Here is an 18,809-nt window from a genome sequence, read left to right as displayed (position 1 = left end):
TTAGTCTCCTAATGTTAACGTAATCTTTTTAGTTTTATTGAGTGAGGTGTTCATTTTGACACTTTGTTTAGTTACTTTCTTTCCACTACCTTTATAGGTAATCTCAATTCCAGTCCATTCTCCAAAGATGTCTGCATTTTTCTTAGTCCAACCATACATATCTGGAACCGCATCAAAGTCTTCTGTCAATAACAATACTTGCTGATTGGCTTTGACTTTAGAGCCTATATCCACAGACATTTTGCGGATATTTTTCCCGGTTCCTAGGACAATTGGTTGCACCAAATTGCGACGCAATTCCTCTGAATAAGCACCTGGGCTCAAATTTTGTTTCAGATTCAACTCCTTAGAGAGAGTTTCTACTGAAGGGATTTTGTAGGTCGTTTCTTTGGTCACACCATCCAACGTTGGTGCCTCTGATGTCAAATGCAATTCGTCTTTTAAAGCAACTGCATCTTCCAAAATAGGATTGACCAGCTCTTCCCAGCTGGTCGCTGAGAATTTCACTTCTGGTTGTTGGACCGTCACATACATGATGAATTCAGGATCTTCTGCAGGTGTCATGGCTACAACCGAGTTGATATAATCATTTTCTCCTTGTAAGTATCCTTGATCTGTCGCCATTTGGGCAGTCCCTGATTTCACCGCAACGTTTTGACCTGGTACCTGAATGATGGGTCCATCGCTGTACAAGGTTCCATACTCTGGATCTGTTCCGACGGTGATCATATAGTTCCGTGTCTGTTGCGCAGCTGATCCTGAAACTGGTTTTCCAACAACTTCTTTTTTTGATTTGCGGGCTGTGTCTGATTTTTTATCGTAAATAGCACTAATAAATTTCGGCTCCAACATTTGCCCATCATTAGCGATGGCGCTAAAGGCCCGTAACATTTGGGTTTGACTGACGGAAATCCCTTGACCAAAGGCAGATTGTGCCTGACTGACATAGTTATCCCCTGGAAGACCCCCGTAAGCTTCATTTCCCATTCCAAAACGGGTCGGAAGACCGAATTTAAAGCGGGTTAGGTAGTCCATCCAGACAGCATTTCCCATCTTTTGCTCTAAGCGAGTCATCCCCACGTTACTTGAGTAAGCAAAGCCCTGTGCGATATTCATATAGCGACCTTCAGCCAGCCCCATATTGACATCCCAGTCACGGATCGTCGCATCTTTTACTTGTAGTTCGTTACTGTAGTATACTTCATTATAGGCTGGGAAAGTTCCATGATCAATCGCCGAAGCTAATAACATGACCTTCATGGTTGAACCCGGTTCATATTGATCTTGATAAAGGATGGTATTCCAGGTTTTCAAGTTTTTCAGATCCAACCCTTGTTTGGTATCCGCATTATAGGATGGACGTTGCGTTGTAGCCAGGATTTCTCCAGTTTTTGCACTCACAAGAGTCGCACTAACATACTTTCCTTTTACTTTTTCTTGGAAAACATCCATTCGCGTCTCAAGGTAGGTTTGTAATTCTGCTGAAATGGTCGTATAGACATCTTTTCCATCTTCTGTTTTGACAGAAACCTTATCTGAACCAGGAACGATATTGCCGTTTCGGTCTTTGTCATAGGTGATAACCCCATTTTGACCAGCGAGAATACGATCGAGGGATTTCTCCATCCCTGATTGCCCCTTCAGAGTTTTATTCCCCTCTTTATCTTCTTGAAGAGAGGCCTGACCTATAAATTGAGAAGCAAAAACTCCATTTTTATAGCTTCGATTTGGACTGGTTGTAAAGGCAACCCCTTCAATCTTCGCCGCTTCCATGGCCTCACGGATGGCTGTCATATTACTATAAGTTATGCCGTTTCCGTTCGAGCCAAAAGAAACCTGTTTCAATTTCTTTTGCGACAACTGTTGAATGACGTAATCCTCATCCATCCCTAAGTACTGCTTAAAGATTTCTGCTACTTTTTTAAATTGGCTCTCTTCTACATAGAGGATTTTCCCAGTTGCTGATTTGTACTTTTTATCAATAATGGCATAAACGTTATAGGTCGTCGCATCTTCAGCAATTACTGCTCCATTTCGATCATAGATCGTTCCACGTTTTGCAGGAACAATGACCGTCTGCTCATGGACTTTTTTGGCTTGATCCGATAAGGTCACACCAAATTTTTTGTCAGTCCCAATGATCATTGCAAAATTAATCAGAAAGAGAAAAAAGAGGAAAATCGCCAGTACACTGAGATTTTTCCCAACTTGTTTTCGATTCTGATCCGGCAAGCGACGTTTCTTTATCGAATACCCGATCAAAAATTTTTTGAATTTATTCATCACTACTTGCACTCACTGTTTTTCGATTTTCTTTTTGCAGCTTCATTCCTTGGGAGCTAGCCAACTGTGATAAGCGGTCATAACGTGTTAATTCATTGACCTCTTGACGAACATCTGCCAATTCCGTCTTTTTGGCTTCTAGTTCCGTATTCAAATCAGTCAATTCACTTTGAACTTGTAAAATCCGTGTCTGCATAAAGACGATACTAATGGCTAAAATCACAGCTGTTAGGACAATCGACCCATAAAAAGCCTTTTCTACTCTAGAGAAACGGCGAAAGCGGTCTTGTAGTACCTGTGTTCTTGTTCTCTCATTTCTTGCTGCCATATCAATTCCTCTTACTTGTGTATTTTTCGAGCAACCCGTAATTTTGCTGAATGAGATCGATTATTTTCCTCAAGCTCTTCTTCACTTGGCAAAATAGGTTTCCGGTTGACCAACTCCATCTTTGGTTTCAAATCATCTGGAATAAAGGGAAGCCCCTTTGGAACCTCAACTGTCGAAGCTTCTTTAAACAATTGTTTGGTCAATCGATCCTCTAACGAATGAAAGGTAATCACAGAAATACGACCATCGAGGGCCAACAAATCCATGGCTTGCTGAATTGATTCATCTGCAGCTCCCAGTTCATCATTGACTTCGATACGAATGGCTTGGAAAATCTGTTTAGCAGGATGGCCCTTTTTCTTGAGCTCCTTAGCTGGTTTAGCAGATTTAATAACCTCTGCTAATTCAGTCGTCGTTTCAATCGGTTTAATTGCTCGTGCTTGCTCAATTTTCCGCGCAATTTGCTTGGAAAATTTGTCCTCTCCATATTTGAAAAAAATACGGACTAGATCATGGTAATCGTAGCTATTAACGACTTCATAGGCTGTCAAGGAAGCTTCTTGATTCATCCGCATGTCTAACGGCGCATCTTTCTTGTAAGAAAATCCGCGTTCCCGTTCATCTAACTGAGGACTAGAGACACCTAGGTCATAACAGATTCCATCAATTTCAGTCACACCCAATTCGTTTAGACGTTCCTTCAAATGACGAAAGTTATCCTTAATGAAGGTCACCATGCCTTTCTCGATGAATGGAGCTAAACGAATCTTAGCATTCTCAATTGCATGCTGATCTTGGTCAAAGGCATAAAGATGGCCCGATTCATTTAATTTTGTTAACAAATATTCGCTGTGGCCTGCCCCACCCAATGTGGCGTCTACATAGATCCCATCTGGCTTAACATCCAGCATATCGATCGTTTCATGAAGCAAAACCGTTACATGATGAAATTCTTTACTCATATCTTTACTATTTTACCACAAATGGGACCAAGATGCACTCCTGAAAGAAAATTCACTAACTAACCCTATCGGACCTTTTCAGATCCTACAAAATACTTAGAAAGGCTTGATTTCATTTGTTTCCTCTAGAATTTATGATACAATATTCTTATGAAAATAAGAAAACAGATTCTCATCCCACTTTTATTGGTCGATGCTATCGCTCTCTACTTTTTTCTAACCACTATTGAGGCTTGGATTTTTTGGCTTGCTGCCCTGATCCTAGTCGGTTCACTTTGGTGGTTCAAAAAAGCCATTCAAGGACAAAAAACAGAGATGGAAGAAAAATAATTTCTTCCATCTCTGTTTTTCTTTTAATCACTCCAAGAAATTTCTTAAAAAAAGCAAACTAGCTCTGAAATAAAAACTCACCTAAGGGTGAGTTTTGCGGTTTATTTACTATGTTTCCAATTGCTGTAAATCCCAAAAAGAATGATCCAGATGGTTGCTCCAATCGCTCCAATGTATGTTGATTCTTGCAAGAAGAGACAAACGAATACAAAGAGGAAGAAAACAATGGTCAATGGATTCAACACTTTATAGGCTGGCATGACAAAACCATCTGGCATAAATTCTTTCGATTTACGGTACTTAAGATGGGCAAGCATGGTCAAAATGTAAATAGCAATGTAGACACCAGAAGAAGAGGCCGTAATCAAGGCAAAGGCATCTGAGACACCTGGCAAGACATTGATAAAGGCAGAAACAGCAACCACAATCGCAGAAAAAATAATCGCGCGACTTGGAATCCCCATACGAGATAAGCTATTCAGTTTCAAACGATTCATCACTTTGCTGTTTGGTGTTTCTTTTGCAATCTGGTACAAGTGACGCCCTGTTGAATAGAGGGTGGAATTCAAGGAAGATGCAGCAGCTGTCAGTACAACAAAATTAATCAATCCTGCTGCCCACTTGATTCCAACCATCTGAAAGACCGTTACAAATGGTGATTTATTGACGGGAAGCTGTTGCCAAGGGAAAATAGCCATAATCGCCAACAAAGCCCCTACATAAAAGATTACAATTCGGATTGGAATTTCTTTAATGGCTTTTGGCAATACTTGGCGGGGATTAGCTGTTTCAGAAGTAGTAATTCCAACAAACTCGATCGCTTGATAAGCAAAGAAGACCATTTGGAAGGCCATGACGAACTTGACCCAACCATTTGGAAACATTTGAAAACCACTGGTAATATTGGTTAAGCTAGCGTGTCCAGCTGGTGTTTCAAAATTCGTCGTCACCATAAAGATCCCTGTTGCGATCAGGGCTAAAATAGTGACAATCTTGATCATTCCAAACCAGAATTCAACCTCTCCAAAAACCTTCACAGCGATCAAGTTTACACAACTTAAAAGCGCTAAAAAGATAATTTGAATCTGCCAGGCTGGCCAATTTGGAAACCAAAGCTGGACATAGTTGGAAACAGCGGTGATCTCTGCCATTCCCAAAAATACCAAGGAGACCCAATAGGACCATCCTGAAAAATAACCCCAACCTTTTCCTAGATACTTGGTGATAAAGTTGATAAAGGTGTGTTGATCAGGGTCCATATAGAGCATTTCTCCGATCGCCCGCATCATCAAGTACATGAAGGCGCCAGTCAGCATATAGACTAAAATAATAGAGGGACCTGTCAAAGAAAGGGAACGACCGGCTCCAAGAAAGAGTCCTGTCCCGATGGTTCCTGCAATAGCGATCAGCTGAACATGCCGATTTTGCAGACCACGAACCATCCCATTTTCGGTTTCTTGACTAGGATGATGTTTTTTTGACATATGATTACTCCAATTCTTTTTCTGTACATTTTCAGAAAAGTATACTTCAAATTTTCACACAATCTACTATACCATGTTTTTAAAAATTGGTCAATCTGGTCCAGAATATTCTGAATTTTAAAGATACAAAAGAGTGCTGGAGTCTATTCCAGCACTCTTTTGCTTATGAATTAGGGTCATCGAGACTACGGCCATGCAAACCTTTTTCCCGTTGCACTTGGCGTAGTTTCTCAGGTGTTACATCGTTACCTTCTTCATCCACAATTTTGATACCTTCAATGTGGTGACGAACGGAGCGACGATAACCTTCAATGTATTCTTCACGAAGTTTTGCTTGTTCCACTGCTTCTTCAGGAGTCAAACCTTCTGTTTTTTTCTTTTTAGCCAGCTCATTGATCCGAGCAATTTTTTCAGGTGTCATAATAAAACCTACTTTCTACCTGTCATCAGGTCATTATTTTGTGTTCAATTGATTAAAGGCTGCGACAGCATTAGCTTTCGCTACAAGACCTGCAAGAAGGGCCAGACGGTTGTTTTTAACAGCCTCATCTTCTGCCATCACCATGGTATTGTCAAAGAAAGCATCAATGACCGGGCTAAGAGCAAAGAGTTGAGCCAGTTTGTCGCTAGCTGAACCTGTCAATTCAAGACTTTCTGCTGCTTGAGCCAAGGCTTTTTCTTGATCATTTTCAAAGAGACTCGCATCGACTGCTACTGAAGCATCTGCTTTTTCTGCCAAGTTGAAGGCACGTGAGAGGGATTCAACAGCTGCCTTGTAACCATCCATCTTCGCAGCTTCTGAAAGAGCTTCAGCTGCTTCCAGCATATCAGCCACGACAAAGTTTGAACCAGCAAGAACAGCTTCTTTGATATCTTTTGGTGTGCGTCCCATCATCTTGTCCACACGCGCCTTGATGAAGTTGAGCACTTCTGCTTGATTGTCATAAGAAAGACTATCAAACGACAGACCGTAAAGGCTGTCAATCAACTCATCCATAGGGATATGCCAACCAAAGGCATCCAAGATACGAACAATCCCTTGTGTTGCACGACGAAGTGCATAAGGGTCATTGGAACCTGATGGAATCAAGCCAACAGAAAAGAAGGAAAGGAGGGTATCTAATTTATCTGCAAGCGCAAGGATAGCACCAACCTTAGTCTCTGGAAGGGCTCCATCTGCTGCATCAGGAAGGTAGTGCTCACGGATAGCTGTCGCTACTGCAGGATCCTCACCAGCAAGGAGGGCGTATTTTTCACCCATGATTCCTTGCAATTCATCGAACTCTCCGACCATACCAGTCAAGAGGTCAAATTTGTAGATTTCAGCTGCACGAGCTACGGCTGCCCTTTCTTCAGCAGTCAAACCAGCTTGCTCAGCTAGTGATGCTGCAATAACACCAGCACGCGCCATGTGTTCTGAGAGAGAACCGATTTTTTCATGGAAGGTCACGTTAGCCAATTTAGCAACCAGGTCTTCAATCTTAAGTTTTTGGTCTTCACGCCAGAAGAATTCACCGTCTTCAAGACGTGCCACCAAGACTTTTTCATTTCCTCGAACAACATTTTCCAAGTGCTCGGCGTTCCCATTACGGACTGAGATGAAGTTTGGTTTCAGCTGACCATCAAGGTCACGTACAACAAAGTAACGTTGATGGGTTTCCATTGAGGTCACCAAGACTTCTTCTGGAACGTCCAAATATTTAGTGTCAAAGCTTCCCATAAAGGCTGTAGGGTATTCCACCAAGTTCAAGACTTCGTTCAAAAGTCCTTCTTCGATTTGTACTCGAACACCTTGTTCTGCTTCGATAGCCTTGATTTGCTCACGAATCATGTTTTCACGTTCTTTGCTGTCTGCAATGACGTAAACGGTACGAAGGTCTTCTTCGTACGAATCCGCATTGGTAATTTCCACTTCGTGTCCAAGGAAACGGTGTCCGCGACTCACACGACCTGAATGGATATCCAAGAAATCGAGGTCAAGCGCTTCATCACCCAAAAGGACAATCAAGGTATGAACTGGGCGAATGTATTCAAAGGTGTTGTTAGCCCAGTGCATGCTGACAGGGAAAGTCAATGAAGCAAGTACTTCTGGAACGCCAGCCAAGACTTCTTTGGCAGGTTTTCCAGCTTCATGTTTCGTCACGTAAACGTATTCTTCTCCCTTAACTTCACGGAATTCGATGTCATCTACGGTCAAGCCTTTTCCACGGACAAATCCTTGCGCTGCTTTTGAGAAGTTTCCATCAGCATCCAAGGCAATTTTCTTAGAAGGTCCTTTAAAATCTTCAGTCAAATCCGATTGTTGATCAGCCAAGCCAATGACACGGACTGCCAAACGGCGTGGTGTTGAAAAGGTTTGAATGCTTTCGTATGAAAGACGGTTGTCATCCAAGAAGGCTGCCATTTTCTCACCGAGTTGTTTTTCACTTGGTGTGACAACGTAGGCTGGCAACTCTTCAAGTCCAAGTTCTACTAGTAAGTTTTTTGTCATGTTTTTTCTCCGAAAAATATCTTTTTTTCCAGTTTGCCTTATGTGATTGGCACGCAAGCAACCGACTGCGTCGTTTCATTGCTAAAATTGGAGCCTAAGATCTCCAATTTTGCCTGGTATCGTTAGTTTCTCTAACGATACCTCTATCACTGCGGCAACTAGTTCTGTAGGATTCCTCTATAATCAAATCCTATTTAATATACTCTTTTTATTCTTCCTCTTCTGCTAGGAGTTTGGCGCGTGTGGCTTCATCGAGAAGTGGGTAGCCGAGTTTCTTGCGTTCTGCGACGAATGTCTTGGCTACAACGCGAGCCAAGTTACGAATACGGGCAATGTAGCCGGCACGTTCTGTAACAGAAACAGCGCCACGAGCATCAAGCAAGTTGAAGGTATGTGAACATTTCAAAACATAGTCATAGGCAGGGTGAACCAGACCCAATTCCAAGGCACGTCCTGCTTCTTTTTCAAATTTTTCGAAGTTTTCAAGAAGCATGTCTTGATCTGAAACTTCAAAGCTGTATTTTGAGTGTTCGTATTCTGGTTGAAGGAAAATTTCTCCGTATTTAACTCCAGGAGCCCACTCGATATCGTAAACGGAGTCCACTTCTTGGATGTAAGAAGCCAAACGTTCCAATCCGTAAGTGACCTCAGAAGTTACCGGACCAGTTGCCAAGCCACCAACTTGTTGGAAGTAGGTGAACTGAGTGATTTCCATACCGTCAAGCCAAACTTCCCAACCAAGACCAGCCGAACCAGTTGATGGGTTTTCCCAGTTATCTTCAACGAAACGAATATCGTGTTCCAAAGGATTGATGCCCAATTTTTCCAATGACTCAAGGTAAAGTTCTTGGATGTTTGATGGAGAAGGTTTCATAACCACTTGGAATTGGTGGTGTTGGTAAAGACGGTTTGGATTTTCCCCATAACGACCATCAGCTGGACGACGAGATGGCTCTACATAAGCCGCATTCCATGGCTCAGGACCAATGGCACGAAGAAAGGTGTAAGGACTCATAGTTCCCGCACCCTTTTCATTATCATAAGCCTGCATAAGCATACAACCCTGGTCATTCCAGTATTGTTGCAAAGTCAAAATAATTTCTTGAAATGTTAATTTCTTAGACATTGAATACTCCTTGATTAAAAATGATTTCTTGCGACACGAGTCTGCCTCGTCGATTATACGAGGCAAGACGAGTTAGTACTGCGTCTAGCTCAGGCACCCTAGTGCTGAGCGTGAGGCAGTCCGACTGTAAGGAGGTCTCTGCCACTGACGCAGTGGAAAGTCAATTTTTTAGACATGTTTTACTCCTTTAATTTATATTATCTTTTTAGGTTTATTTATCAAGCAACCAAGAAAAAGCTGGATCCTGAAAAATATGACGTTTGGGAATAGTTTGTAAATTCTGATCGCATTCATCTATTGTACCTAATTTCAAAGCACAGACCTCTGGTATATTTTCTTGAACAGTGAAAATTTGACTATGACAGTTCTGGCAGTAATAACGCTGTTTTCCTGGAGAAGAACTATAGGAAACAAGCTTTTCTTTTCCATGCAATACTAGCTTTTCACTGCTAACTTTAGCATTAACTGTATAGGCAGACGCAGTTGCTTTCCGACAGAATGAGCAGTGGCAAAAAACTAATTCCGATAATTCCTCATCTAAAGTGTAGGTCACTGCTTTACATAAACAAGATCCTTTAAGCATTGTACTCCTTTCTACTTAGGCATTAGACGAATTCAAAAAGAACCGAATTTCAACACCCAAGCCTTGCGACTAGGGGCGTCAGAAACGCGGTTCCACCCTAATTTATTACTTCATTTTATCTGTTTGTCTTCAGCTATTTGCTGATAGAAAGCGCCACTGCTCATTTTGCTCTACTTGGCTTTCACTATCCCAAGCTCGCTAGAAAAACGCCATAAGCCCTTCTTTCTTGACTAGTATTATAGCAAACTTTTAGGTACTTGTAAATAAAAATCCATCCGAAACAAATGTTTCAGATGGATTCTAGGCTAACAAACTATTTTGTTTTTCTTATGGACGTCTTGCAGCTTTTGGTTTTTTACCATGAAGTTTTTTCTTGGCATTTTTCAAGGCTGTCAAAGCATCTTTTACATCTTGTTGGCTTGCTCCTGGATTTGAAAGGATGGTTTGTGCATCCTTGAAAGCCACTAGGTAAGCTTCTTTTTCTTTATTTCCAGCATAGATGAATTTAGCATTCTTTTCTTGGAACTTCAATTCTTCCTTGATGTATTTTTCAAGGCCTGAAAAATCAGTTGCTTTCCCGTTTAATTTTCCTTCCGCACGGCTAAGCTCAGCAAGTGCTTGATTGATTTGTTCTTGTTTCACAGTTGGATCAACTGCAAGCAAGGCCACTGTTTGGAAAGCGCGGTCGTAGTCTCGACGTACTTTTTCTTTGGCATTAGCATAACGACCCGTTTTAGTCGTAGCATCATAAGCTTGCATGGCTTCTTTCAAAGCCGCAACGTTTGAATCTTTCCCATCCAAAGCTTGGCTGGCAGCTTCAAGACTAGCTAGAGCTTGGTTGACTTGCTCTTGACTGACCTTATTGGTCAAGGCTGCTTGGGCAGCTTGCAAGGCTTGATCATAAGCTTCTTTCTTAGCCGCACTCGCATTGAAGTATTGAGCTGTCTTTGTAATATCTGCTTGGTTGTTCAAAGCAGCCAAGAGATCTACTTTTGAGATCACTCCAATACGATAATTGTTATTGCGCCCTGCGACAACTGAGATCACTGGTGCTTCCTCAGCTAGTTCATAGCCTGTAGGAAGGGTTGCAACTAAGGTATATTGACCAGTTGCGACAGATTTACCAAAGCCATTTTTTCCATATTTTTCAGCAGGCAATACAAAGTTTTCACCTTCAGCACCTTTTAATACGATCGTAGCTGCTTTTGAAACCGGTTGATCAAAGCTGATGCTAACTGGTGCATATTCTAAAGTATTGGCAAGAAAAGCGATCGTTTGGAAACTATTATCTTCTGTCAAATCAAATTCTTGCGTCAAGCTGCTGACAAATTTCACTTCCGTACGATCATACGTAAAGATTTCTGCAGTGTAATGACCGAAGTTTAAGAAGTTAAAATCTTTTGTCTTGTCAACTGATACATATTGACCATTGCTATCTTTGATTCGGTAAACATACATAGTATCCAAATCTTTGTTCGTTTTAGCGTCACGAACAGCAATTTGAACCCGACCACTATTTTGATCCCGAACTAAATCAGCTAGTGAAACATAGTCTACATTCCCCGCAAAGTCCTCTACGTAGTAGTAGATATTCTTCTTATCGATGTTTTCAGGAAGATCGAAGCTACCATCTGCATTGGCCTTGATCACATGGTAATTTTCAAGCGCACGAGTACCATTCTTATCTTCACTGGTTTGGACCATTGTCCCCTGATCATCAAATGGAGTCACGTAAACGAGTTTTTCAGTTAAGATACCACCATCACCAACATCTTTGGCTTTACGTGCAACAAACTGTTGTGCTCCATCTTTAAAGCGAATATAGCCAGATGTAATCACTGGTTTTTGAGTATCAACCCGAACCTTGAAGGTCGTTGATTGCTCCTCAGCTCCAGGAACCATTGGGGTATAACGGATGACATAATCATATAGACCATCTGCTACTGCATTCCCATTCGCATCAATACCATTCCAAGCAGTATTATCTAATGTGTAGCTGCGTGGGTTCTTTTGGTCACCGTTGAAGAAGTTCTTACGATGGTCAGATGGGGTTCCTTCCCACAATGGATTTTTATGTTCCGTATCACTTGCTGCATAAACAGTTGCACGAAGGTTTTCAATGTTTCTAAGGGCAACTGTCTTGTATTCGACGAAATCTTTATTTCCATCTTCATTTGGTGAAATGGCAATGCGAACATTTCCGTTTTCATCTAGTTGAAGGGTGTGTGTTCCTTCTGCATTTTCGTCAATACCAAGGACTGTAATCCGACGGCCATCTCGTTTTCCTTGAGTGAGAAGGAAGTCATTTTGCTGAGTGACGAGCGCAGAAACATTCGCACTAGAAGAGATATTCAAATCTTTTGGAATATGGTAGTAGAATCCATCTTTTCCTTCACGAACCAAATCATAGACTGGCTTTTCAACAGCGGGAAGGTTTTGGAATTCTCCCTTGAAGCCCATAAATGGCAAGCTGACCACATCTCCATCATCAGCCGGATCAACAAAGCGAACAAATCCTTCAAGGAAATAGCCATTTGGCATTTCTTTGCTCAATTCTTCTGTAAATTTACTTGTGTCAACTTTCACCGTAACTGTTTCAGAACTATGAGCTTTCACCGTTACTTCAGGCCAGGCAGTTTCAGTTAATTTACGTGGACGGAGGGTAAATTTACCATCTTTCACTTCATCTGTGTCAGTATTGACCAACATTTTCAAGGTACGATCGGTATCTGAAATATTGTGAACCGTAACATCAAATGTAAAGCTATCTCCAACATTACCAAGAGTGACACTTGGGTAGTTGTTTTCACCGGTCACATACAAGTCAGTTGAAACGGCAGCTGCCGTATCGACAACCCCTGCTCCTTGTTGGCGTGGAGAAGTATAAGCACCCGTTTCTTTATTAACGTGTGGTTTAGCCGTAGACATGATCAAGGCTTTCACTGTTTCAGAAACTTGTTCTGGAGTTAATTCTGGGTGATGCTTCACAAGGTATTCTTTAACCAAGGCTGCAACACCTGCTACGTGAGGTGAGGCCATACTAGTACCACTCATATCCCCATAGGTATTGTCATTTAAAGAAGAGAAGATGTTCCCACCAGGTGCTGTGACATCTGGTTTCAACTGACCATCGGTTGTTACACCCCAGCTTGAGAAATCAGACAATTGGTCTGCTTCTGGAGATGGACGGTTGGCCATGGTATTGTTAAAGACAACTTTGTAAGATCCAGCTTTAAGAGCTTCCCCATAGCGTTTTGAAATGAAGACAGATGGAATTTTCTTAGCATCCCCATCAATTGACATTCCAAGGTTTGATCCTTCCACATTATTGTAGACCATAGCCCCTACTGCACCATGATGGAGGGCATTCGCAATTTTTTCTGTGAATGGGATTTCTCCACGTTGAATAAGCGCTAATTTACCAGTAAGATCTAGATCTTTGAAATCATCTTCTTTCCCAAGACCAACAGATACATACTCATATTCTTTGCCTTTTTCAAAGTCTGTATCTGTTGCAGATTTACTATAGTCAAATTTCCCGTTATCTAATTCTGCATTTCCTTCAAGGCCTTTGACTTCAAAAACTTCTGTGGTAATGATTTTATTATTGATAGAGGCAACAGAGATGGAGTCCTCTACTGTTGAAGGATTTCCGACCAAACCATAATCTGGATTTTCAGCAGAAGGTCTTGAGTAACCATTTCCAAAGCTATTGCTATTTCCTGCAGAAATTAAGACAGATACGCCTTTAGCGCGCGCTCGTTTAATGGCATCCACAATATCTGAATCCGCATTGACCGTAGAACCAGTCGTAGAGCCAAGACTCATGTTGATAGTATCTGCACCAAGAGCCACAGCATCATCAATTGCTTTTACATAAAGAGCAGATCCCGTTGTTTTTTGACGATCTGAGAAGACACGCATAAACATAACTTGAGCTTCTGGTGCTACACCATAGATCTTTTCTCCGTTTCCTGCTTCTTTATCAGGATTCCCTGTCGCAATCCCTGTAACGTGCATCCCGTGAGAATCTCTTTCGGCCTCTTTAATATTGTCAGTACCATCAAAATAGTCATAAGCATAGACAACTTTGTCGTTGTACCATTTACCATAATCAATTCCTGCTGCTTTCTTAGCAGCTTCGATTTCTTCTTGGTTTTTAAACTTAGCTTTAGAAGGATCGGTAATCCGAAGAACCTCGTGGTTCACATCCAAGCCAGAATCAATGACGGCGACAACCATCCCTTCCCCTTTGTAGCCTTGCTTCCAGGTTTGTGGAACAGTAATAATCTCGTCACTTTCGATGCTTTGAGGTTTTTCAGCTGCCTCATGGCGATTCGTTGTTTCCGAACTTGTCGCAGTAGCCACTTCTGTCGCTTTTTCTACAGATTTTTCTACAGGTTTTTCCGCTACTTCCAGTTTTGTTTCTGGAACAGCAGCTGCCTCTTTCGGAGCTTCTGTTTTTTCAACTACAGCTGCTTCTGTTGTATGACTTGTCTTTTCAGCAACTGTTGCTTCATTTGCAACTGCTACTTTCTCACTAGCAACTGCTGTACTTGCTTCTGTTGCTTGTGAATGCTCTTCTTCAGCAGGTGCCTGTTGACTGTTTGCTACAAGCTGTGTCCCAGCGCTCGTTTGACCCGCTGTTTGTTCTTCTGCACTCGCTTGTGCAGATCCAAATACCAAAACAGCCCCTAATAAAACTGAGGCTACACCAAATTTGTATTTCCTTAATGAAAAACGCTCTTGTCTATTCATAGAAACTCCCCTTTTATTTTAATAGTAACTATTATAACGCAAAATTATCTGAAAATTCATTCAAAAATGAATTGTAACACAATTGTAATATTTACGTATATTACTAATTATTAACTTATTTTCGTTCGGAAATTTTTGAAGTTGACCGGGAAAATATTATAGAACATCTGTTTTTGTTGGATTCTTAAAATTATTTCATATTTGAAAGGTTTTTAAAAACCGAGAACGAAACTGTCCTCGGTTTTCATTAATGAATAGAAATTCTCTTTTAAAAATCTTTGGTGTCCGGATCTGGTGCACCTGCTTCAACCGGAAGATGGCGCAGGAGTTCCACATCATCTGTCGCCAATTCAAAATCAAAGCAATTTAGATTACTCGCAATCCGCTCAGGCGTAACCGATTTTGGCAATGGAAGGAAGCCTTCTTGTAAACTCCAAGCTAAGGCTAGTTGAGCAACGGTCTTTCCATATTTGGCAGCCATTTCTTTTACTTGTTCATTTTGGAACAACTCCCCTTGGCCAAAAGGTCCCCAAGCCTCTAGTAAGATACCCTGCTTGCGACTTGCAGCAATGGCTTCGCTTTGGTAAACCCCAGGTGCTAGACGAATTTGGTTCACAGCTGGGATGACCCGAGCTGTTTCAAGGAGCGCTTCCAAATGATGGGGAAGAAAATTGCTAATGCCAATAGCCCGAACCTTACCAACAGCTAGCATATCTTCCATGGCTCGCCAAATCTCAGCGTTTCGCACTTTCCAAGCATCATTTTCTCGAAGGGGTTTTGGATTTGGCCAATGAATCAAATAAAGATCGACATAGTCCAAACCCAGTTTCTCAAGAGACTCGTCCAAAGCAGCTTGAGCATCTTCATAAGTATGATTCGTATTCCAAAGTTTGGTAGTAATAAACAAGTCTTCGCGTTTAAGACCACTATCCTTGATCGCCCGACCAACGCTCTCTTCATTTTGATAAATCGCAGCTGTATCGATATGCCGGTAACCTGCTTTTAAAGCAGCTAAAACAGCCTGATAGGCTTCTTCTCCATCCGCTGCTTTCCAAGTTCCAAATCCCAATACAGGAATCTCCACCCCATTATTTAAACGATAATGATTCATTTTTTCTTTCCTTTCTTCAATTTCGGTTTCTTAGGCCCTCGAAGCTTGAGCTCTGGTTTAAAAATATTCTTCTTGGTTGGCTCCATCTTCTTGCTATAAAAACTATAAACTAAGAATGCCCCACCAACGATCACAATAAAAATATTTTTTCTTACAATACCATAGAGCAAGAAAAAAATTCCCATCAATAAAAAACGTATATCAATTGCCTTCATAAGCTACCTCACATTTCAATTCCCATTATAGCATGAAAAGACAGCATTCACAAAATTGCACTACCATGGATAAACAAAAAAAGATCCTACATACTGATCCCCCTATGAATACATCACAAAAACCTCTCCAGGTATGACCTAGAGAGGAAGTATTCTATCTTTAATTCTTGAATCTAGTTGGCAGCTTGGTAACGTTTAACTCCATCGAGATAGGTCGCAACCAGATCCAAATTTTGGTCAAGCACGATGAAGTCCGCATCATAACCTTCTCGAATTTGACCACAAACGTCATCAATATGGACTGATTTTGCCGGATTGAGACTGGCCATCATCACCGCTTCGTAAGGGTTGGCAATCCCCCACTCTACGACATTTTTTAATCCATCTTTCAATTTTAAGATTGAGCCAGCTAAATTACCAGTTGATTTCAAGCGAGCAGTCCCTTCAGCGACCACAACTGGGAATTCCCCAAGCATGTAGTCCCCGTCTTCTAAGCCCCCAGCTGTCATACAGTCCGTAATCAAGGCAACATTTTCTTTTCCTTTTTGTTTCATCAGGATATCACAAGCTAGCGGATCAACGTGATGACCATCACAGATCAACTCTGCTGTAGTATGAGGCAACTCATACATAGCTCCAACCATACCGAGTTCACGGTGAGTCAAACCACGCATACCATTATAGGCATGCACCCAGACACTCGCTCCTGCATCAACCGCTTTTTTAGCTTCTTCAAAAGTAGCATTGGAGTGGCCCAGAGCGACAGTCACCCCTTCTCCTGTAATAGTCCGAACAAATTCTTCTACCCCTTCACGCTCGGGAGCAAGGGCAATCTTATTCAACAGACCATTGGCAGCTTTTTGCCAAGCCCTGAATTCTTCCATACTTGGATCCTTCATATAAGATGGGTTTTGAGCTCCCTTGTATTTTTCTGTAAAATAAGGTCCTTCAAAATAAATCCCGCGAATCTTAGCTCCTGTTGCTTCTTTGTATCGTGCACCGATATTTTCAGTTACTGCCAAAAGTTGTTCGTAAGAGGAAGTAAGGGTCGTAGGCAAAAAGCTCGTAACCCCTGTACTCAAGAGCCCTTCACTCATGGTATGGAGAGTGCCTTCGATATTGTTATCCATCACATCTACCCCACCAAAACCGTGAATATGGGTATCCACCAGGCCAGGCGCAATGCTGTAACCAGAATAATCCAATACATCCGCACCTTCTGGTAAGCTTTCCACATGTTTTCCAAACTTGCCATTGACGAGCTCCAAATAACCTCCACGGCGAACCCCATGTGGGTAATAAAATTGATCTGCTTTAATATATGTAGACATAAAATCGTCCTTTCCATTGTAGGAACTGTGTTCCATTTATATTCATACATATTATAACGCTTTCACTTCCATTTGTAAATGGTCTAGACCTATTTTTGAATAGATTCCAACAAAAAACAGAGTAAGCTTCCTACTTACTCTGTTTGACGTTCATTAAATTTGCTCGATTTGTACTTTCTCAGCGAGATTCATGGCATGGTCTGCAACACGTGTATAGTGAGAAATGATATCAATAAAGTTCACTCCGGCTTGAGGTGTACATTCACCGTGGTTCAAACGACGAATATGGGTTTTCCGAAGTCTTTTCTCCAACTTTTCAATTGCCTCGTGACGTGCTACCAATTGGTTTGCAAGATTCACATCATTGTTCTCAACGGCTTTCAAAGCATCCTCTACAAATTGATGGGTTTGGTTGTAAATATCTTCCAATTCAGCCAAGGCTGCTTCTGAAAAGACGACTTTCTTACGAATTAAATAATCGGTCAGATTGATCAAGGCTTCCGCGTGATCTCCAATCCGCTCCAAATCCCGTGAGGAATCTAAGATATTGGTGAGAACTTCACTTTCTCTCGGACTCAAGGCTTCACTCGACAAACGAATCAAGTAGCGAGTCAAATCATCATCAATGGTATTAATGGCTTCTTCTGTCTTATGTCCCTTTTCAGCTGTTTTTTCATTTTGATGAACAATATAATCATAAGAGAGATTAAAAGCTTTGTCTGCATATCCACCTAAATGAAGCAACTCTTTTTTTGCATTTCCTAGAGCAATCGAAGGCGCTTGAGTGATCAAGTTTTCATCCAAGTAGAGCGGTTCATATTTGACAACCTCATCCTCACCAGGAATCATCTTGGTCACAAAGTAAGCCAAAGCTCCAATGAATGGGAATTGAATAATGGTGTTGGTCACGTTGAAGGCACCGTGAGAAAAAGCAATCGTCATTTCTGGTGACAAATGCAAGAGCCCTTGGAAGTATTCAATCATGGCTGTAAAAGGTGTTAACAAGATCAAACAAAGGATTGTTCCGATCAAGTTAAAGAGCACGTGGGTTGCTGCAACACGCTTGGCAGAAACATTGGCCCCCATAGCTGCAATGATAACCGTCAAGGTCGTTCCAATATTATCCCCAAAAAGGATAGGAAGCGAACCACGAAGATCTAAGAAACCACCTGAATATAAACCTTGTAGGATCCCAATGGTAGCTGAAGAAGCTTGAATCAAAACGGTGATGATGGCTCCCGCTAAAACACCAAGAATTGGATTTTTCCCTAGGGTGATCATATACTGACTAAATTCTGGCAATTCTTTTAAAGGGCTCATTCCCGCACTAATCAGGTTTAAAGCGTAGAAAATTCCTCCAACCCCAAAGAGAATCCGACCAATATTATTAGCCATTCGATTCTTGGTAAAGAAAAGTAAGACCGTTCCAAGAAACATAATTGGAAGGGCATAAGTACCCAGTTTAAACCCAATAATGAATGAGGTGACCGTAGTCCCAATATTAGCTCCCATGATGATTCCAATGGCTTGGCGCAGGGTCAAGAGACCCGCACTGACCAGACCAACGGTAATCACCGTTACCCCAGTACTAGACTGAATAAGGGCTGTCACAACAATCCCTACTAAGACTCCAAGAAAGGGATTGCTGGTATATTTATCAATATAGTAGCGAAGACGGTCCCCTGCAGCTTGTTGCAGTCCTTCTCCCATGGTTTTAATACTATAGAGAAAGAGACCCAACCCTCCCAAAAAGTTAAACAAAATTTCCTGCCAGTTAATGGACATGATCATTCCTCCAAATATGAGA

14 protein-coding genes are annotated in these 18,809 nt (G+C 41.6%); 1 reads left to right on the top strand and 13 read right to left on the bottom strand.

All coding sequences use genetic code 11. The features are described from left to right. Genes pbp2x through rsmH form a run of 3 tightly spaced genes read right to left on the bottom strand, consistent with a single transcriptional unit; the run spans position 1 to position 3,573 of the window. Positions 1-2,283 carry a penicillin-binding protein PBP2X gene (pbp2x, locus tag ACESR9_RS07135; protein ID WP_009732319.1) on the bottom strand — a complete coding sequence of 761 codons (2,283 nt, stop codon included), beginning with the start codon at positions 2,281-2,283 and terminating at the stop codon, positions 1-3. Next, positions 2,276-2,611: a cell division protein FtsL gene (gene ftsL / locus ACESR9_RS07130; protein ID WP_021154536.1), complete on the bottom strand. Its 336-nt coding sequence runs from the start codon at positions 2,609-2,611 to the stop codon at positions 2,276-2,278. The genes pbp2x and ftsL overlap by 8 nt, the downstream gene beginning before the upstream one ends. Before the next feature lie 11 nt (positions 2,612-2,622). Next, entirely contained in the window at positions 2,623-3,573 is a 951-nt protein-coding gene (gene rsmH, locus ACESR9_RS07125) for a 16S rRNA (cytosine(1402)-N(4))-methyltransferase RsmH (RefSeq protein ID WP_155168414.1), read from the bottom strand. Between the two features lie 150 nt (positions 3,574-3,723). Here rsmH and ACESR9_RS07120 point away from each other — a divergent pair, with 150 nt between their 5' ends. Next, positions 3,724-3,903, top strand: coding sequence for a hypothetical protein (locus ACESR9_RS07120; RefSeq protein ID WP_042759811.1), 180 nt, complete (start codon positions 3,724-3,726; stop codon positions 3,901-3,903). Between the two features lie 101 nt (positions 3,904-4,004). On the opposite strand, the gene ACESR9_RS07115 is transcribed toward ACESR9_RS07120, so the two are convergent. The 10 genes from ACESR9_RS07115 to ACESR9_RS07070 form a co-directional block, all read right to left on the bottom strand. Continuing rightward, positions 4,005-5,387 carry an amino acid permease gene (locus ACESR9_RS07115; protein ID WP_021154532.1) on the bottom strand — a complete coding sequence of 461 codons (1,383 nt, stop codon included), beginning with the start codon at positions 5,385-5,387 and terminating at the stop codon, positions 4,005-4,007. Between the two features lie 163 nt (positions 5,388-5,550). Then, positions 5,551-5,808 carry a DUF896 family protein gene (locus ACESR9_RS07110; RefSeq protein ID WP_003012632.1) on the bottom strand — a complete coding sequence of 86 codons (258 nt, stop codon included), beginning with the start codon at positions 5,806-5,808 and terminating at the stop codon, positions 5,551-5,553. Positions 5,809-5,841: 33 nt separating this feature from the next. Then, the gene (gene glyS, locus ACESR9_RS07105) at positions 5,842-7,878 is read right to left on the bottom strand and encodes a glycine--tRNA ligase subunit beta (RefSeq protein ID WP_373106187.1); all 2,037 of its coding nucleotides are present in this window, start codon (positions 7,876-7,878) and stop codon (positions 5,842-5,844) included. A 208-nt stretch (positions 7,879-8,086) separates the two neighbouring features. Next, entirely contained in the window at positions 8,087-9,004 is a 918-nt protein-coding gene (gene glyQ, locus ACESR9_RS07100; protein WP_002886077.1) for a glycine--tRNA ligase subunit alpha, read from the bottom strand. Between the two features lie 211 nt (positions 9,005-9,215). Continuing rightward, a complete protein-coding gene (locus tag ACESR9_RS07095) occupies positions 9,216-9,587 on the bottom strand; it encodes a GFA family protein (protein ID WP_373106186.1) in 372 nt (123 codons plus the stop codon). A gap of 327 nt (positions 9,588-9,914) precedes the next feature. Continuing rightward, positions 9,915-14,345 (bottom strand): S8 family serine peptidase, encoded by a 4,431-nt coding sequence (locus ACESR9_RS07090; RefSeq protein ID WP_373106185.1) that lies wholly within the window; start codon positions 14,343-14,345, stop codon positions 9,915-9,917. 268 nt (positions 14,346-14,613) lie between these two features. Continuing rightward, positions 14,614-15,456: an aldo/keto reductase gene (locus ACESR9_RS07085; protein WP_373106184.1), complete on the bottom strand. Its 843-nt coding sequence runs from the start codon at positions 15,454-15,456 to the stop codon at positions 14,614-14,616. After that, positions 15,453-15,671 (bottom strand): hypothetical protein, encoded by a 219-nt coding sequence (locus tag ACESR9_RS07080; RefSeq protein WP_023920264.1) that lies wholly within the window; start codon positions 15,669-15,671, stop codon positions 15,453-15,455. The genes ACESR9_RS07085 and ACESR9_RS07080 overlap by 4 nt, the downstream gene beginning before the upstream one ends. 173 nt (positions 15,672-15,844) lie before the next feature. Next, positions 15,845-17,002 carry an N-acetylglucosamine-6-phosphate deacetylase gene (nagA, locus tag ACESR9_RS07075; RefSeq protein WP_373106183.1) on the bottom strand — a complete coding sequence of 386 codons (1,158 nt, stop codon included), beginning with the start codon at positions 17,000-17,002 and terminating at the stop codon, positions 15,845-15,847. 153 nt (positions 17,003-17,155) lie between these two features. Further along, positions 17,156-18,787 (bottom strand): Na/Pi cotransporter family protein, encoded by a 1,632-nt coding sequence (locus ACESR9_RS07070; RefSeq protein ID WP_373106182.1) that lies wholly within the window; start codon positions 18,785-18,787, stop codon positions 17,156-17,158. Positions 18,788-18,809 lie beyond the last annotated feature (22 nt).

The organism is Streptococcus parasanguinis (assembly GCF_964238605.1).
GTDB classification, from domain to species: Bacteria; Bacillota; Bacilli; order Lactobacillales; family Streptococcaceae; genus Streptococcus; species Streptococcus parasanguinis_AJ.
The sequence above is the reverse complement of the archived record's forward strand: the minus strand, read 5'-3'. Positions and strand labels throughout refer to the sequence as shown.

Excerpts from the sequence above, each read along its gene's own strand:
- pbp2x (WP_009732319.1), bottom strand. The coding sequence starts at position 2,283 with ATGAATAAATTCAAAAAATTTTTGATCGGGTATTCGATAAAGAAACGT.
- ftsL (WP_021154536.1), bottom strand. The coding sequence starts at position 2,611 with ATGGCAGCAAGAAATGAGAGAACAAGAACACAGGTACTACAAGACCGC.
- rsmH (WP_155168414.1), bottom strand. The coding sequence starts at position 3,573 with ATGAGTAAAGAATTTCATCATGTAACGGTTTTGCTTCATGAAACGATC.
- ACESR9_RS07120 (WP_042759811.1), top strand. The coding sequence starts at position 3,724 with ATGAAAATAAGAAAACAGATTCTCATCCCACTTTTATTGGTCGATGCT.
- ACESR9_RS07115 (WP_021154532.1), bottom strand. The coding sequence starts at position 5,387 with ATGTCAAAAAAACATCATCCTAGTCAAGAAACCGAAAATGGGATGGTT.
- ACESR9_RS07110 (WP_003012632.1), bottom strand. The coding sequence starts at position 5,808 with ATGACACCTGAAAAAATTGCTCGGATCAATGAGCTGGCTAAAAAGAAA.
- glyS (WP_373106187.1), bottom strand. The coding sequence starts at position 7,878 with ATGACAAAAAACTTACTAGTAGAACTTGGACTTGAAGAGTTGCCAGCC.
- glyQ (WP_002886077.1), bottom strand. The coding sequence starts at position 9,004 with ATGTCTAAGAAATTAACATTTCAAGAAATTATTTTGACTTTGCAACAA.
- ACESR9_RS07095 (WP_373106186.1), bottom strand. The coding sequence starts at position 9,587 with ATGCTTAAAGGATCTTGTTTATGTAAAGCAGTGACCTACACTTTAGAT.
- ACESR9_RS07090 (WP_373106185.1), bottom strand. The coding sequence starts at position 14,345 with ATGAATAGACAAGAGCGTTTTTCATTAAGGAAATACAAATTTGGTGTA.
- ACESR9_RS07085 (WP_373106184.1), bottom strand. The coding sequence starts at position 15,456 with ATGAATCATTATCGTTTAAATAATGGGGTGGAGATTCCTGTATTGGGA.
- ACESR9_RS07080 (WP_023920264.1), bottom strand. The coding sequence starts at position 15,671 with ATGAAGGCAATTGATATACGTTTTTTATTGATGGGAATTTTTTTCTTG.
- nagA (WP_373106183.1), bottom strand. The coding sequence starts at position 17,002 with ATGTCTACATATATTAAAGCAGATCAATTTTATTACCCACATGGGGTT.
- ACESR9_RS07070 (WP_373106182.1), bottom strand. The coding sequence starts at position 18,787 with ATGTCCATTAACTGGCAGGAAATTTTGTTTAACTTTTTGGGAGGGTTG.